Genomic DNA, 15,130 nt, shown 5'->3' on the forward strand with positions numbered 1-15,130 from the left:
GAAAGGAACACGATGGCACTGCCGCTCAGCGGAGTTCGAGTTCTCGAGCTCGGCAACTACATAGCCGCCCCTACTGCGGCGCGCATGCTCGCCGACTTCGGTGCCGAGGTCATCAAGGTCGAGCGGCCGGGAACCGGCGACGAGCTTCGCAACTGGCGGCTCTACTCCGGCACCACGTCGATGCTCTACCGCACGATCAACCGCAACAAGAAGTCGATCGTGCTCGATCTGCGCACCGAGCAGGGGCGCAAGGACGTCGTCGATCTCGCAGCGAAATGCGACATCGTGCTCGAGAACTTTCGGCCCGGCACGCTGGAGAAATGGGGTATCTCGCCGGAGGTGCTCTCGGCCGCCAATCCCGAATTGATCATCACGCGTATCTCGGCCTTCGGCCAGACGGGCCCTATGTCGCAGCGACCCGGATTCGCCGCTGTCGCAGAGGCATACGGCGGCTTCCGCAATCTCGTGGGTGATCCGGATCGGCCGCCCGTTCGGGTAGGGGTGTCGATCGGGGACTCCATCGCCGGGCTGTACGCGGCGTTCGGATGCGTCATGGCCCTGTTCCAACGGCAGACCCAGCGCGCGGCGCAGGCACCGGACGAGCAGTCCCCGCTGTCGCTGGCACAGCGTTCCATCGATGTGGCGCTGAACGAATCGATTCTGTCGATGATGGAATCGCTGATTCCGGACTACCTCGCCTACGGTGTCGAACGCGAACGAACGGGCGGCCGGATGGAGGGCATCGCACCCTCGAACGCATACCCGTGCAACGACGGTCATTCGATCATCATCGCCGGGAACGGCGATGCGATCTTCCAGCGATACATGGAGACCATCGATCGTCCCGATCTGGGAGCCGATCCGGACCTCGCGTCCAACGCCGGCCGGTGGCGTCGACGCGACGAGTTGGACGCCGCTATCTCGGCCTGGACCGGATTGCATTCGCGCGAGCAGGCTCTGAAGATTCTCGACGCCGCCGGGGTGCCGTCGGGTCCGATCTACACCGCGGCGGACATCGTCGCCGACGAGCAGTACGCCGCCCGCAACATGATTCAGCACTTCCCGGTCGACACCGGAGGCGACGAGCCAACCGACGTCGGATTCGTCGGCGTCGTCCCGGTGATCGGTGACGCGTCTCTGCCGATCCGTTCGGTCGGACCGGATCTGGGCGAACACACCCGAGAAGTACTGTCTACCCTGCTCGGCCGCACCGACGAAGAGATAGGCCTGTAGATGTACCGATTCACCCCCGCTGCGGAACTGCGCGACGTCACGATGCGCGACGGCCTGCAGCTCACCGGCAAGATGCTGTCCACCGAACGCAAGCTCGAGATCATCAGAGCCCTCATCGAACTCGGCGTGCCGTCGCTCGAAATCGGGTCCATGGCGCGGGGCGACAAGGTCCCGCCGATGGCCAACACGCTCGAGGTCATCGGTGAGTTGACCGCCGAGGAACTCGCGCGTTGTTGGGTGTGGGTCGCCACTCCACGTCACGTCGAGAAGGCAGCTGCCGCCGGGGCCCGCAATTTCCAGTACTGCTTCTCCGCATCGGACTCGCACAATCAGGCCAACATCGGTCGGACCACCGAGGTGTCCCTGGCTGCGATGCCCGACGCCGTCGACATCACTCGATCGGTGGACGGTGAGATCGAGCTGTGTATCGCGACCTCCTTCACCTGCCCGTTCGAGGGGCAGGTGCCGCCGGATCGGGTCATCGAGATCGCCAACGACGAACGAGCAACCGGCGCAACAGATATCGTCATCTGCGACACCCTCGGGCAGGCGGTTCCGGTGCAGGTCTCGTCGCTGATCTCGCGGGTCCGCGCGGAAACCCCCGACCGCAGAGTGGTGTTCCACGGTCATGACACCTGGGGCCTGGGCGTCGCGAACACTCTGGCCGCGATCTCTGCCGGAGCAACGATGGTCGACGGTTCGCTCGGCGGACTGGGCGGGTGCCCTTTCGCCCCCGGTGCCAGCGGCAACACCTCGTCGGAGGACATACTCTTCGCCACGCGGCCGGACTGGTTCGAGCCGAAAACCCTTGCCACCATGGTGGAGCTGTCCGAAGAGCTGCTGACCGAACTGGGCGAGCCCATGCGATCGAAAACAGTTCAGGGTGCACGGTCCGAGGCCCACGTATTCGAGTGGGTCGTATGAGCCGCATCCTCGTCACCACCGAGATTCCCTCGCCGGGCATGGACATTCTGCGCGCCGCGGGGGAAGTGGACCTGCGGGAGGTCGATCACGAGGAGCTGGTCGACGCCTGCTCCTCCGGGGAATACTCGGTCGTCGTATCCCAATTGCGTGACCGGTTCGACGCCGACCTGCTGGCGTCGGCATCACTCGTCGGGATATCCAACTATGCCGTCGGATTCGACAACATCGACATCGGAGCCGCAACCGAACGCGGCATCACGGTCGCCAATACGCCCGGGGTGCTGACGGATTCGACCGCTGACATCGCGATGCTGCTCATCCTGTCCACGGCCCGCCGAGCCGTCGAGGCCGATGCGTTCGTCCGCTCCGGCTCGTTCACCGGATGGGAGCCCGAACTGCTTCTCGGCAGCGATGTCTCGGGCCGGGTGCTGGGGCTGGCCGGCTTCGGACGCATTGCCCGCGCCACCGCGCGCCGGGCACTGGGTTTCGGTATGACGGTCAAGTTCTGTCCCCGCCCGCCCGGCGACCGCGAGGTCTCCGACCACGAGCTCGGCGAGTTCGCGGGTCGCGTCGAGCATGCATCCTGGGACGAGATCGTCACGACCAGCGACTTCCTTTCCCTGCATGTTCCGCTGTCGGACTCCACGCACCATCTGGTCGACGCCGCCGTACTCGGGGCGATGAAGCCGTCGGCGATCGTGATCAACACCGCGCGCGGACCGGTGATCGACGAGGCCGCGCTGGTGACCGCGCTTCGCGAGGGGACCGTTGCCGCAGCAGGATTGGACGTCTACGAGCGCGAGCCGGCCCTCGAGCCCGGCCTGGCGGCTCTGCCCAACACGGTATTGCTGCCCCACGTGGGCAGCGCGACGGTGTCGGTGCGTTCGGAGATGGCGCGGCTGTGTGCAACCAATGCAGCCGCGATGTTCGGTGGTTCGATGCCACCACATCCGGTGAATCCCGACGCCTGGTCTCACGCGGGGTAGCGGCCGCCGAGGGTCCTCGTGATCCGCTCGGCATGGGAGATCAGCAGATCCACCCAGTCCTCGCACTGCGACTGCGGCATCCTCAGCGTCGGTCCGCTGATGGTGACGGCACCGACGATGTCCGCGGCCGAATCGAACACCGGCGCGGACAGCCCCGATGCGCCGGTCTCGCGCTCGCCGGTGGTGATCGCGTAGCCGTCGGACCTGGTCTGCGCCAACAGGGTCCGCATCGTCTCGGCTTCGGTGATCGTCTGCTCGGTCATGGATTCGAGTTCGCGGGAGAGAACACGCTCGGCCAGCTCGTCGTTCCAGGCCAGTAGGACGCGGCTGGCCGATCCCGCGCTGAGCGGGATCACCTTGCCGACGTACATGTCTCGGCGCAATGCATGGCGGGTCTCGGCGATGGCGACGCACACGCGGTAGTTCTGCTCGGGCCGAAAGAAACACGCAGTCTCGGTCGTCAGATCGCGCATGTCCTTGAGCACGGGGTTGACGACCGACAGCACGTCGAGGTCCTTGGTCGCCGTCGCGGCCCAGTAGGCCATCCGCACCCCTATGCGAATACGATCGCCGCCCCGGTCCAGAAATCCTTGCTGCACAAGGTTGGTGACGAGGCGCTGCACCGTCGAGGTGGGCAGGCCGGTGGTCTGTTGAATGTCACCGAGCGTCATCGACGGACGGTCGAACGAGAAGGCGTCGAGAATCTCGGTGATCTTGCCCAGCACGAGAAGCGGTTGCTGCTTCGACGCGCTCTCGGTACTCACCCGACCAATCTACGTGAAGGCCGGTCCGAGGGCGGCCAGGATGAGAACCGAGGTGATCGCGACGTACAGCGAGGACCCACTCGCGACCACGGTGTCACTGAAGTCGACCGGTCTCTCGAATCCACGAGCGTATTCCACGTCAGCCTTTTTCGTAATCGATGTCAGCATTGTGCGGCCTCTACGAGTAGCGTCCCAACGATGTCCGATCGACGTACTCTGACCACCGGTCGAGTTGTATTTCTCGTTGTCGCCGCGGCAGCACCGATGGCGGCCATGATCGGCAACGTCCCGCTGGCCCTGATACGTGGAAACGGTGCCGGCCTGCCTGCGGCCTACGCGATCAGTGCCGTTGTGCTGCTGTGCTTCTCGGTAGGGTTCGCGGCGATCAGCCAGCAGGTCTACAGCACCGGAGCGTTCTACACGTACATCGGTCTTTCGCTGGGCAAGCCGCCCGGAGTTGCTGCCGCATATGTCGCAGTTGTCGCTTATACCTCGCTGGCGTGCGGGCTTTCGGGCGCATTCGGATATTTCACGCATCTGGTATTCGCCGATTCCGGTATCGACATTCCGTGGTACGTCTTCACGGCGGCCGCTGTCGTGATTGTCGCTTTCCTCGGCTTCCGAAATGCCGACCTTTCGGCCAAGGTGTTGGGGTCGCTGATGGTGCTCGAATTCGCTTTTCTGACGGTGTTCAACGTCTTGGTGGTGGGTGACAAGGGAACCGCGGCGGTGCCACTGGAGTCGTTCACCCCGACGCAGGTGTTCTCCGGATCGCTGGGCATAGCGATGATGTTCGCCTTTTCGAGTTTCATCGGCTTCGAGTCTGCGGCACTGTACGGCGAGGAAACCAAGGATCCGAGGCGCAGCATCCCGCGCGCCACGTTCATCGCGGTCTCGCTCATCGCCGTCTTCTACGTGCTGACGAGTTGGATCATCGTCGGGGCCGCGGGCGGAGTCGACGCACCGGTGCTGGCCCAGACCGAACTGGGCAATCTTCTGTTCACGCTGGCGCAGCAGTACGGAGGAACCGTGCTGTACGACGGTACTGCGGTGCTGCTGTGCACCAGCGTGCTCGCGTCGTATCTCGCCGTGCACAACGCGGCCAGTCGATATCTGTTCGCTCTCGGGCGTGAGCGCGTACTTCCGGTGCGCCTGGGCGGAATTCACCCCAAGCACTCGAGTCCGCACATCGGCAGCATCACCGCCTCGATCGTTGCCGCAGTGTCGTTGACCGTGTTCGCGGTGACCGGTGCCGACCCGTACCTGATCTACGCCGCCGGTGCCATCGGCCTCGGCACTTTGGGAGTGATCGCTCTGCAGGCTGCGGCGGCTCTGTCCGTGGTGGTGTTCTTCATCGGCCATCCTGACCGATCCCTGTGGCGCACCGGGATTGCGCCCGGCATCGGCTTCGCCGGTTTCATGACCGGATTGGTGCTCGCCGGAACGAACTACAGCATCTTGACCGGTTCCGATTCTGCGGTCGTCAACGCGATTCCGGTGGTGCTGATTCTCGCCGCGATCCTCGGTGTACTGGTGGCCCTACGGATCCGGCGCACCGACCCGAAAACCTACGAGGGCATCGCCGCGGCGTACATGCGTCAGTGATCGGCAGTTCGTCGAGCTTCGAGGAGTCTGAGCCAGATCTCGCTGACCGTCGGGTACGACGGCACCGCATGCCACAGGTCGTCCAGCGAAACCTTGCCGACCACGGCCACAGTGGCTGCATGCACCAGCTCCGCGACGCCCGGGCCGACGAAAGTCGCGCCCACGATCGTGTTGGTGGCCCGGTCGATCACCAGCTGCGCACGTCCCGAGTAATCGTCCTGCTGCAGAGACGAACCCGCGACGGCGATGTCCTGTGCCACGATCTCGACGTCGATGCCTTTTTCTCGGGCCTGTGCCTCGGTCAGTCCGACGGACGCCACCTCGACCGGCGTGAACACCACCTGGGGGATCTGACCGTGATCTGCAGTCGCACGGAATCGCTTGCTGTCCAGCGGCTTTCCCTCGGCCCTGGCGGCAATGACGTCACCGGCCACCCGGCCCTGGTACTTGCCCATGTGCGTCAGCGGCGCTCGTCCGTTGACGTCGCCCACCGCGTAGAGCCACTCATGGCCGGGAACGTTCAGATGATCGTCGACGTCGATGTAGCGACCCTCCTCGAGTTCGAGAGTCGACAACCCGAGGTCCGCACTCGCCGGGGTGCGGCCTGCGGCGACGAGAACTTCGTCGGCGACGATTTCGCCACCGTCGACGACGAGAACGACCGGGCCGCCGTGGATTCGGCCGATGCCGGTGTCGGCAGGGTTCTCTCGTGACACGGACTCGAGGGTGGCGTCGAGGATGATCGTTGCGCCGCGATCCTTCAGTGCGCTCGCGACGAGTTCGCCTGCGAACGGCTCGGAACCGGCCAGCAGCGACGAGCCGCGCACGATCATCGTCACCTTCGCCCCGAGGGAGAGCAACCAGGTGGCCGCTTCCGTCGCGACGACGCCACCGCCGATGACGGCGATATGACCAGGGGTCTCGTGAATGTTGGTGGCATCGCGGGAGATCCACGGCTGGGCGTCGCGCAGGCCCGGTGTGTTCGGTACGGACGCAGTGGTTCCGGTGGCGAGAACGACTGCGTGTCGCGCGGTCAGCGTACTGCCGTCGACCTCGACGGTTTTCTCCCCGGTGAGGCGACCGTGGCCACGGATCACCGAGATGCCCGACGTCTCGGCCCACGTCACCTGCGACGAATCATCGAGGCCGTGGGTGAAGGATTCGCGTCGGGCCAGGACGGCATCGGCATCGAGGGGTTGATCGCCGACCAGTTCCTTGACCCCCGGCATGTTTCGTGCGGTGTCGAGAACCTCGCTGGGGCGCAGCAGCGCCTTGCTCGGCATACACGCCCAGTACGAGCATTCGCCGCCGAGCAGTTCGTGCTCGACGATCACAGCGGTGCGGTCGCTGCCTGCAATCGCGTACTGCGCGGCATTTTCGCCGACCGGTCCACCGCCGATGACGATGACATCGAATTCCGAGCTTTCTGAGGCCATTGCTCCACAGTGACATAGGCTCGCCGCTTATGGCGACCACTCGGAACAAGATTCTGATCACCGGAGCTAGCTCGGGGCTCGGTGAGGAAATGGCGCGACGGTTCGCAGGCATGGGCCGGGATCTGGCCCTCTGCGCCCGGCGGGTCGAGCGGTTGGACGACCTTCGCGCCGAGTTGATGCACCACAACCCGAACATCACCGTGGTGGTCCGAGCCCTCGACGTCACCGATCACGACGCCGTCGGTGAGGTCTTCGGAAAGTTGCGAGACGAACTGGGCGGCCTCGATCGAGTGATCGTCAATGCCGGGCTCGGCAAGGGCGCGAAAATCGGTACCGGGCGAGCCGAGGCCAACCTGCACACCGCCCGCACGAACTTCATCGGAGCGCTCTCGCAGGCCGAGGCCGCATTGTCGATCTTTCGTGAGCAGCGCCGCGGGCACCTGGTCTTCGTCTCGTCCATCAGCGCCGACCGGGGACTGCCGGGGGCCAAGGCGACCTACTCGGCCAGCAAAGCCGCAGTGGCCTCGCTCGGCGAATCGTTGGCCACGGAACTGTCGCGAACCGACATTGCCGTCACCACCCTGCTGCCCGGCTTCATCGCCACCGACATGTCCGCAAAAGCGGGCGACAGTGCCGCTCTCACAGCCACTCTCGACGAGGGTGTGACCGCCATGGTCGACGCGATCGAGAGCGAGACCCGCCGCGCCGCGCTACCCGGACTCAAATGGCGGGGCATCGACGCGGCGCTGCGGTTCCTGCCGAACGTGCTGACGGATCGGATGGTCTAGGAGTCGGGCAGGGGCTACTGCAGGTAGCCCTCCACCTGCTCGACGCTGTTTGCGGTAGCGGTGTCGGGGTTCTTCCCTGCATCGATGCGAGCCCGACGCTGGCGGAGCAGGTCCCAGCACTGGTCGAGCGCGTGCTCGAGGGATGCCAGTTGGGCCTTCTCGGTATCCGGGTCGATGTCGCCCGACTGGGTCTCGGTGCGAAGCTTGTGCTCGGTGGCGATGAGCTGCTGGATCTTGGTGTGGATATCGTGCTCGTTCATGGCGACAACGGTAGACCTACCAGGGTTTGGCGGCCAGGTTCCGCGTCGCCAGGGCTCGTTGAACGGCCGCGGTGAGCTCGGCCGTCGATCCGGCCAGGGCGTTGTCGGTGCAGACGAGCGACAGTGTGTAGTTGCTGTCCAGTCGGGAGAGGTAGGTCGACATTCTGATCGTCGACAGCGCGCCCGACGGGTTCGGATGGATCGCGCGGGTCGCGAGTCCGCACGATCGGTGGGGGCCGAGTGCGGTGATGCCGTCGGGAATGTCGCCGATGTTGGAGCACAACACTTCTCCGCGCCCCGGGGTCGACGTCAGCTTCGCGGCGACGCGGTGGGGGAGCAGCTGAACGATCTCGGGTGGATAGCCTGCCGGTGCTCCGACCGGTTTGCCGAACGCCGCCTTGCACGCCGCTCGGATGGCCGCGGGCGAGTCGTCTCCACGGACGGCGACGGTGGCCATGCCGATCGCGTTGGCATCACCGGACCCGGTGCGAAAAGGAATGTCGACGGTCACCGCGGGTGACCCGAGTTCGCTCATCGTGGCGGCGACGACAGAGACGAACAACGAATTGGCCGATCCGCCGACGCGTCGCGCAGCCGAATCCCATTCCGCAGCATCGATATCCACGATCACCGACTGCATCCTGCGCGCGTGGTGCGGCGCGATGCCGCCGCTGTCGGCGGTGGTGAACGCCCGCAGTTCGGCGCGGGCCTTCTTGCTGACCCACAATCTCGCCGTCGCCGCGATGGATCGGAGGAGAACGGTGACGATCATCGAGATCGCGTCCTTCACATCCGAGCCCGGGTGCAGCGCCGGTACGGGTGTCGACCCGGAGAATGCTCGAGCGGCAGCGTCGATGAGCTCCCGAGCATCGGCCAGCGCGTGCGAACACACCAGAGACAGCACGGTGCCGCCGTGTGCAACGGGCGCGGCCGTCAACCGCCAGCCGGGCCCGTACTGCGGGTCGAGTCGAACGTCTGCCTGCGCATCGGCCCATCCGATGATGTCGTCGACCGCCTCGGTGCCGTAGTGGAGCGGAAGCGATTCGGACGAGATGTCCCATCGAAGTCGTGCCCCGGGTGTGCGGGGCTTGCCGACTCGACGGCCGAGCTGCCCGATGGCCAGCTCGTCGTGGACCCTGTGGAGTTCTTCTGTGCTCACCGTCTCGGTGGTGCGCCAGATGCCCTGCAGTGCAATGGGAATTCCGTAACCGCGGTGGGTCCGGAGAAATATCTCGTCGATCACCGACAGGCGTGTGGATTTCACGGGCTCGCGGTGCCGTGTCGTCCCGCCCCCGACGCGAACCTGCTCGCGCCGCTGAGCGCGTCGGCATTGATCGAGATGGCACCGTGTCGGAATTCGTTCTTCAGGGCGGACTCTTCGTCGAGGCCGTCCTGTTCCAGCAGGGACAGTCGATCCTCACGCATGCAGGTCTGCGGCAGCAGCGCGAGTTCGGCGGCCAACGCCTCCGCTTCCGACCGGGCTCGGCCCACCGGAACCACTCTGGTGATCAGTCCGATGTTCAACGCCTCCTCGGCGTCGACGGCGCGACCGGTGAGGATCATGTCCATCGCCCGGCCCGTACCGACGATGCGCGGCAATCGCACTGTGCCGCCGTCGATCAACGGAACTCCCCAGCGCCGGCAGAAGACGCCGAACGTGGCGTCGTCCTCGGCGATGCGTAGGTCGCACCAGAGTGCGAGTTCCAGTCCGCCCGCGACGGCGTATCCCGACACGGCCGCGATGACGGGCTTGGACAACCGCATTCGCGTCGGGCCCATCGGCCCGTCCCCGTGTTCGGTCGCGTGATTCGAGCGCGGTGTGCCCAGTGCCTTGAGGTCGGCTCCCGAGCAGAACGTGCCGCCCTCGCCCCACAGCACTGCCACCGAGGCGGATTCGTCGGCGTCGAACTCCTCGAACGCCTGGATCAACTCCTGGGCGGTGGGGCCGTCGACGGCATTGCGTGCCTCCGGGCGCGACAGGACGATGGTGGTGACGGGGCCTGATCGCTCGATCCGTACCGGCATGTCAGTGAACGTTACTCGAGTTCTCTTGCGTGAAGCAGTGAATCAGTGCTTCAATCCTTGCATGCCGTACCGACGAACCCCTGCAGTGCAGGCCAGGCTCGATGCCGCACGCAAGAAACTCTTCGCCGCCGCCATCGAGGTTCTCTCGACGCAGGGGTACGCCGGCCTGTCGGTGGCGTCGGTCGCCGCGGCCGCAGGAGTGTCCTCCGGCAGCGTCTACACCCATTTCGAGGGCAAGTCGGATCTGGTGGTCGCCATTTTCCGCGAGGTCTGCAGTCGGGAGGTCGCGGCAGTGGTGGACGTTGCCGGGCACGGCAGCGCCGTCGAGCGAGTGACCGCAGTGGTGCAGACCTTCGCCGGACGCGCCCTGAAGAACCGGACGATGGCGTATGCCCTGTTGGCCGAACCTGTTGACCCGGCCGTCGACGCCGAGCGGTTGGTGTTTCGGCGGAAATTCACCGACGCCTTCGCCGACGCGATCGTGGCGGGCATCGACGCCGGAGAGATCCCCGAGCAGGACGCGGCAATCTCTGCAGCGGCTTTGGTCGGTGCCGTCGGCGAAGTGATGGTCGGCCCGTTGTCCTCGCACGAATCGGTGGATCCTGTACCCAGTCTCGTCGCATTGTCGTTGCGCGCGTTAGGAGTTCGAGATGGACACGCATGAGGTATTCAACCAGGCAATCGACCTGACGCCCTACGACACCTCCGCGGACCAGTCGTTGCTCGACGGCGTGACGCGGGCGGGCGCAGGCTGGGCACTCGACGAGGTCCGCGAACTCGGGACACTCGCCGGTGGCGCGGCGGCCCAGGAGTGGGGCAGGCTCGCCAACGAGAACCCGCCAGTGTTGAAGACCCACGATCGGTACGGGCACCGCATCGACGAGGTCGAATTCCACCCGCATTGGCACGATCTGATGACCGTTGCCGTCGAGCACGGGCTGCACGCCAGTCCGTGGGCCGACGACCGCGTGGGTGCACACGTCGCCCGCGCCGCGAAGTTCTACGTCTGGGGGCAGGCCGAGGCCGGACATATGTGCCCCATTTCGATGACCTACGCCGTCGTCCCGGCGTTGCGGCACAATGCTTCTCTGGCTGCGCAGTACGAGCCGCTGCTGGCGTCGAGGGAATACGATTTCGGCCTGCGGACCCCGTCGAGCAAGCGTGGACTGATCGCAGGCATGTCCATGACCGAGAAGCAGGGCGGATCCGACGTACGGGCCAACACCACCACGGCCACGCCGTCTTCGGACGGAACGTATTCGATCACCGGTCACAAGTGGTTCACCTCCGCACCGATGTCGGACATGTTTCTCACCCTCGCCCAAGCACCCGGCGGGCTGTCGTGCTTCATGCTGCCGCGTGTACTGCCCGACGGCACCCGCAACCGAATGATGCTGGCGCGCTTGAAGGACAAGCTCGGCAACAAGTCGAATGCATCCGGTGAGCTCGAATACCACGGGGCCACCGGCTGGCTCGTCGGCGAAGAGGGTCGCGGCGTGCGCACCATCATCGAGATGGTCAACATGACCCGGTTGGACTGCGTCATCGGGTCAGCGGCCGGAATTCGCAACGCCACCGTGCGCGCAGTCCATCATGCGCGTCACCGAGCTGCGTTCGGGGCTGCACTCATCGATCAGCCTCTGATGCGAAACGTGCTGGCAGACTTGACCATCGAATCCGAAGCCGCCACCGCCGCCATGATCCGCCTGGCACAGGCCACCGACGGCTCGGCGCGCGGTGACGAACAGGAGAGTGCACTGCGCCGAATCGCGTTGGCCGTCACCAAGTACTGGGTGTGCAAACGAGCACCGGCCCACGCCGCCGAAGCACTCGAATGTCTCGGTGGCAACGGCTATGTCGAGGAATCGGGAATGCCTCGGTTGTTCCGCGAATCGCCGCTGATGTCGATCTGGGAAGGCTCCGGCAACGTCGCCGCACTCGATTCTCTACGCGCACTGGCCCGTCAACCCGACAGCGTCGAGGCGTTCTTCGGTGAGATCGGCCAGGCGTCGGGCGCGGATTCTCGCCTCGACGACGCCATCGCCCGCGTCGGCAAGGAACTCTCCGACACCTCCGACATGGAATACCGGGCCCGGCGAGTCGTCGAACTGATGGCCCTGACCTTCCAGGGCGCGCAACTGGTGATGCACGGGGATGCCGCTGTTGCCGACGCCTTCTGCGCCAGTCGACTCGACCGAGACTGGGGCATCGCCTTCGGCACCCTGCCGACGGGAGTCGATACGGCGGCGGTGTTGACGCGGGTGTGATGCCGCTGATGCTGATCGGCTCCCCGTATTTGGATTTGTGACGCCGATCGGAGTCGGTTATCCGAAACTGGGGAGCTGATCCGCTGCCAGACGCTGGTCCCCGAACCACCCGGCCGGCGTAGGAAGGCCTGCCGCGCGGGCGAAGGCGTGCTCGAAGCGGCGAAGTAGTGCTCGCGGATCGTCCAGGTCCCGCCAATTCCACCTCACGATCACCCATCCCAACTCGCGTAGTCGGTCCTCGCGATACTTTTCGTCGAGCAGTACACGCTTGGAGTCGTACTTCGACTCCCCGTCGAACTCACCGATCACTTTGAACTCCCAGAACAGAAAGTCGACCCGTCCGACGAAACGGCCCGCACCGTCGTACACCCATTGATTGAGCAGTGGAGTCGGCATGGGAAGCGTCTCGAACAGCACGCGACTTCGAGATTCGCCGACGCTCTCGCCGCGCCCGCTCATCAGTGACACCGCTCGTCGGGCGGCGGAGATACCGGTGCGGAACCGCGCCGACTCCACCGCCGTCGACAGGGCGTCGGAATCCGTGTTGCCGGACCTCAGCGCGCTGTCACCCACGCACACGGACCGTTCTACGGTGGTGGTGCGCGCGATGTCGACGATGGTGCGGGCTGCCGAGGTGACCGGAAAGCCGTCGATCGTCGTACGCTCCGTGGGATCCAGTGTGGTGCCGTGGAGAATTCGTAGCGGGCGGCGTTTGCTGGCGTAGTCGAGACCGTGCGTCATGTGCACCTTGTCCAGTGGAAGCTGCCAGATGTCGAAGCCCCAGGCAATGGCCGCCGAAACATGGCTGAGAACTTCGCCGGCTGGTGCCGACAACAGGTAGGACCGTGCGAGCAACGAGTGACGTTCTGTCGGACTGGCCGACTGCATCACCGCGCCCGGCACGTAGTAGCCGGGTCGCAGTAACGACAGCTCACCGGTGCGGCGGAGTCGACGCAGGTCGTCGTCGGTCAGTCCGAACGCGAGTGCATCGGCCCGGGTGAACAGATCCGTCTGGGGTAAGTCCATGCCTGCTTGGACGCGCCGGGCGCCGAAACGGATCCGTATGCAACGAAAAAGCTCCCCAGTTTTGGATATCCGACGCCGATCGGAGGCAGAAATCCGAAACTGGGGAGCTGATTCGCGGCGGAGTGGGACTCAGGCCGAACGACCTCGCTGCGTCCGGTACCAGCGCACCAGTGCGTCGGTGGATGAATCCGATTGCGCGGCAGGAGCTTCGGCGTCGGTGAGGACCGGCGTCAGTTCGAGTGCCTGGGTCTTGCCGAGTTCGACGCCCCACTGGTCGTAGGAGTCGACTCCCCAGATGACGCCTTCGACGAAGACCTGGTGCTCGTACAGGGCGATCAACTGGCCGACCACCGACGGTGTGAGTTTGGGGGCGAGGATCGAGGTGGTTGGGCGGTTGCCGGGCATTACCTTGTGCGGCACCACATCTGCCGGAGTGTCCTCGGCGGCGATCTCCTCCGCGGTCTTACCGAAGGCGAGCACCTTCGTTTGGGCGAAGAAGTTGCTCATCAGCAGATCGTGCATCGAGCCGGTGCCGTCACGGGTGGGCAGATCGTCGGTGGGTTCGGCGAATCCGATGAAGTCTGCAGGCACCAAACGTGTTCCCTGATGCAGCAATTGGTAGAAGGCGTGCTGCCCGTTGGTGCCCGGCTCGCCCCAGAAGATCTCGCCGGTCGGAGTGGCGACGGGGGAGCCGTCGGCCTTGACGGACTTGCCGTTGGACTCCATGGTCAGCTGCTGCAGGTAAGCCGCGAAACGGGAGAGATCATTCGAATACGGCAGCACTGCACGGGTTTCCGCGCCGAAGAAGGAGCTGTACCACAGGCCGACGAGGCCGAGCAGAACCGGCGCGTTCTCGGCCAGCGGTGTGGTGCGGAAGTGTTCGTCGATGCGATGAAAGCCGTCGAGGAACTCGCCGAACGCTTCCTTGCCCACAACGGCCATGACCGACAACCCGATTGCCGAATCGACGGAGTAGCGTCCGCCCACCCAATCCCAGAAACCGAACATGTTGGCGGTGTCGATACCGAAGTCCGCGACGCGCTCGGCGTTGGTGGACACGGCGACGAAGTGCTTGGCGACGGCATCTTCACCGAGCGCATCGACGAGCCAGCGCCGGGCCGCGGTGGCGTTCGTCAGCGTTTCGAGGGTGGAGAACGTCTTGGACGCGATGATGAACAGCGTCGACGCGGGGTCGAGTCCGTCGAGCGCACCGACCAGATCCGCGGGATCGACGTTCGAGACGAACGTCGCGGAGATCCCGGCGTCGGCGTAGTGGCGGAGCGCGTTGTAGACCATGACCGGTCCGAGGTCGCTACCGCCGATGCCGATGTTGACGACGGTCGTGATCTTCTCCCCGGTGGCCCCGACCCATTCGCCCGACCGCACTCGGTCGGTGAATTCGCCCATGGCCGTGAGGACTTCGTGCACATCGGCAACCACATTCTGGCCGTCGACGGTCAGCGAAGCGTCCGCCGGTAGACGCAGTGCAGTGTGCAGAACGGCGCGGTCCTCGGAGGTGTTGATGTGCTCGCCCGCGAACATGGCGTCGCGCTTGCCTTCGACATCGGCGGTACTGGCCAGTTCGACGAGCAATGCGACGGTCTCACTGGTGATGCGGTGCTTGCTGTAGTCGATGTGCAGGTCTGCGGCCTCGAGGGTGAACGTACGGCCTCGGTCGGCGTCATCGGCGAACAGAGTCCGAAGATGAGTATCGGCGATCGTGGAGTGGTGATCGGTCAGCTTCTGCCAGGCATCCGTGCCGGTGATATCGACGCTCATACGCACCAACAGTAATCCCGTGCACAGTCACGCGCGC

15 protein-coding genes are annotated in these 15,130 nt (G+C 65.2%); 7 read left to right on the forward strand and 8 right to left on the reverse strand.

Annotated features, from left to right (window positions below; genetic code table 11):
* Window positions 1-12 precede the first annotated feature (12 nt).
* Genes R4P57_RS22335 through R4P57_RS22345 form a run of 3 tightly spaced genes read left to right on the forward strand, consistent with a single transcriptional unit; the run spans window position 13 to window position 3,143 of the window.
* A complete protein-coding gene (locus tag R4P57_RS22335) occupies window positions 13-1,233 on the forward strand; it encodes a CoA transferase (RefSeq protein ID WP_317805045.1) in 1,221 nt (406 codons plus the stop codon).
* Window positions 1,234-2,157: a hydroxymethylglutaryl-CoA lyase gene (locus R4P57_RS22340; RefSeq protein WP_317805047.1), complete on the forward strand. Its 924-nt coding sequence runs from the start codon at window positions 1,234-1,236 to the stop codon at window positions 2,155-2,157.
* A complete protein-coding gene (locus R4P57_RS22345; RefSeq protein WP_317805049.1) occupies window positions 2,154-3,143 on the forward strand; it encodes a D-glycerate dehydrogenase in 990 nt (329 codons plus the stop codon). The genes R4P57_RS22340 and R4P57_RS22345 overlap by 4 nt, the downstream gene beginning before the upstream one ends.
* Here the strand turns inward: R4P57_RS22345 and R4P57_RS22350 are convergent.
* Both R4P57_RS22350 and R4P57_RS22355 read right to left on the reverse strand, forming a co-directional pair.
* On the reverse strand, window positions 3,131-3,907 hold the full coding sequence (locus R4P57_RS22350; protein WP_317805051.1) for an IclR family transcriptional regulator: 777 nt from the start codon (window positions 3,905-3,907) through the stop codon (window positions 3,131-3,133). The two genes, R4P57_RS22345 and R4P57_RS22350, sit on opposite strands and share 13 nt — an antisense overlap.
* Window positions 3,908-3,916: 9 nt before the next feature.
* The gene (locus tag R4P57_RS22355) at window positions 3,917-4,045 is read right to left on the reverse strand and encodes a hypothetical protein (protein WP_317805052.1); all 129 of its coding nucleotides are present in this window, start codon (window positions 4,043-4,045) and stop codon (window positions 3,917-3,919) included.
* A 60-nt stretch (window positions 4,046-4,105) separates the two neighbouring features.
* Between R4P57_RS22355 and R4P57_RS22360 the strand changes: the two genes are divergently transcribed.
* The gene (locus R4P57_RS22360; protein WP_317805054.1) at window positions 4,106-5,512 is read left to right on the forward strand and encodes an APC family permease; all 1,407 of its coding nucleotides are present in this window, start codon (window positions 4,106-4,108) and stop codon (window positions 5,510-5,512) included.
* Here the strand turns inward: R4P57_RS22360 and R4P57_RS22365 are convergent.
* Complete coding sequence (locus R4P57_RS22365; protein ID WP_317805055.1) at window positions 5,506-6,948, reverse strand: NAD(P)/FAD-dependent oxidoreductase; 1,443 nt, start codon at window positions 6,946-6,948, stop codon at window positions 5,506-5,508. The genes R4P57_RS22360 and R4P57_RS22365 overlap by 7 nt on opposite strands.
* 29 nt (window positions 6,949-6,977) lie before the next feature.
* Between R4P57_RS22365 and R4P57_RS22370 the strand changes: the two genes are divergently transcribed.
* Complete coding sequence (locus tag R4P57_RS22370) at window positions 6,978-7,736, forward strand: SDR family oxidoreductase (RefSeq protein ID WP_317805056.1); 759 nt, start codon at window positions 6,978-6,980, stop codon at window positions 7,734-7,736.
* 14 nt (window positions 7,737-7,750) lie between these two features.
* Here R4P57_RS22370 and R4P57_RS22375 read toward each other — a convergent pair whose 3' ends face one another.
* Genes R4P57_RS22375 through R4P57_RS22385 form a run of 3 tightly spaced genes read right to left on the reverse strand, consistent with a single transcriptional unit; the run spans window position 7,751 to window position 10,021 of the window.
* Window positions 7,751-7,996: a DUF2630 family protein gene (locus R4P57_RS22375; RefSeq protein ID WP_317805057.1), complete on the reverse strand. Its 246-nt coding sequence runs from the start codon at window positions 7,994-7,996 to the stop codon at window positions 7,751-7,753.
* Window positions 7,997-8,012: 16 nt separating this feature from the next.
* Window positions 8,013-9,260 carry a hypothetical protein gene (locus R4P57_RS22380; RefSeq protein ID WP_317805058.1) on the reverse strand — a complete coding sequence of 416 codons (1,248 nt, stop codon included), beginning with the start codon at window positions 9,258-9,260 and terminating at the stop codon, window positions 8,013-8,015.
* Window positions 9,257-10,021: a crotonase/enoyl-CoA hydratase family protein gene (locus R4P57_RS22385; protein ID WP_121870687.1), complete on the reverse strand. Its 765-nt coding sequence runs from the start codon at window positions 10,019-10,021 to the stop codon at window positions 9,257-9,259. The genes R4P57_RS22380 and R4P57_RS22385 overlap by 4 nt, the downstream gene beginning before the upstream one ends.
* 61 nt (window positions 10,022-10,082) lie before the next feature.
* Here R4P57_RS22385 and R4P57_RS22390 point away from each other — a divergent pair, with 61 nt between their 5' ends.
* Both R4P57_RS22390 and R4P57_RS22395 read left to right on the forward strand, forming a co-directional pair.
* Window positions 10,083-10,685: a TetR/AcrR family transcriptional regulator gene (locus R4P57_RS22390; protein WP_317805059.1), complete on the forward strand. Its 603-nt coding sequence runs from the start codon at window positions 10,083-10,085 to the stop codon at window positions 10,683-10,685.
* Window positions 10,672-12,288 carry an acyl-CoA dehydrogenase family protein gene (locus R4P57_RS22395; protein WP_317805060.1) on the forward strand — a complete coding sequence of 539 codons (1,617 nt, stop codon included), beginning with the start codon at window positions 10,672-10,674 and terminating at the stop codon, window positions 12,286-12,288. The genes R4P57_RS22390 and R4P57_RS22395 overlap by 14 nt, the downstream gene beginning before the upstream one ends.
* A gap of 57 nt (window positions 12,289-12,345) precedes the next feature.
* On the opposite strand, the gene R4P57_RS22400 is transcribed toward R4P57_RS22395, so the two are convergent.
* Together R4P57_RS22400 and pgi are read right to left on the reverse strand one after the other, a co-directional pair.
* The gene (locus tag R4P57_RS22400) at window positions 12,346-13,314 is read right to left on the reverse strand and encodes a hypothetical protein (protein ID WP_317805061.1); all 969 of its coding nucleotides are present in this window, start codon (window positions 13,312-13,314) and stop codon (window positions 12,346-12,348) included.
* Window positions 13,315-13,443: 129 nt separating this feature from the next.
* A complete protein-coding gene (gene pgi, locus R4P57_RS22405; protein WP_317805062.1) occupies window positions 13,444-15,093 on the reverse strand; it encodes a glucose-6-phosphate isomerase in 1,650 nt (549 codons plus the stop codon).
* Between the last annotated feature and the right edge of the window lie 37 nt (window positions 15,094-15,130).

The organism is Rhodococcus sp. IEGM 1330, assembly GCF_033142445.1.
Lineage (GTDB): Bacteria > Actinomycetota > Actinomycetes > Mycobacteriales > Mycobacteriaceae > Rhodococcoides.

Excerpts from the sequence above, each read along its gene's own strand:
- R4P57_RS22345 (WP_317805049.1), top strand. The coding sequence starts at position 2,154 with ATGAGCCGCATCCTCGTCACCACCGAGATTCCCTCGCCGGGCATGGAC.
- R4P57_RS22390 (WP_317805059.1), top strand. The coding sequence starts at position 10,083 with ATGCCGTACCGACGAACCCCTGCAGTGCAGGCCAGGCTCGATGCCGCA.
- R4P57_RS22370 (WP_317805056.1), top strand. The coding sequence starts at position 6,978 with ATGGCGACCACTCGGAACAAGATTCTGATCACCGGAGCTAGCTCGGGG.
- R4P57_RS22385 (WP_121870687.1), bottom strand. The coding sequence starts at position 10,021 with ATGCCGGTACGGATCGAGCGATCAGGCCCCGTCACCACCATCGTCCTG.
- R4P57_RS22365 (WP_317805055.1), bottom strand. The coding sequence starts at position 6,948 with ATGGCCTCAGAAAGCTCGGAATTCGATGTCATCGTCATCGGCGGTGGA.
- R4P57_RS22375 (WP_317805057.1), bottom strand. The coding sequence starts at position 7,996 with ATGAACGAGCACGATATCCACACCAAGATCCAGCAGCTCATCGCCACC.
- R4P57_RS22360 (WP_317805054.1), top strand. The coding sequence starts at position 4,106 with ATGTCCGATCGACGTACTCTGACCACCGGTCGAGTTGTATTTCTCGTT.
- R4P57_RS22400 (WP_317805061.1), bottom strand. The coding sequence starts at position 13,314 with ATGGACTTACCCCAGACGGATCTGTTCACCCGGGCCGATGCACTCGCG.
- pgi (WP_317805062.1), bottom strand. The coding sequence starts at position 15,093 with ATGAGCGTCGATATCACCGGCACGGATGCCTGGCAGAAGCTGACCGAT.
- R4P57_RS22335 (WP_317805045.1), top strand. The coding sequence starts at position 13 with ATGGCACTGCCGCTCAGCGGAGTTCGAGTTCTCGAGCTCGGCAACTAC.
- R4P57_RS22340 (WP_317805047.1), top strand. The coding sequence starts at position 1,234 with ATGTACCGATTCACCCCCGCTGCGGAACTGCGCGACGTCACGATGCGC.
- R4P57_RS22395 (WP_317805060.1), top strand. The coding sequence starts at position 10,672 with ATGGACACGCATGAGGTATTCAACCAGGCAATCGACCTGACGCCCTAC.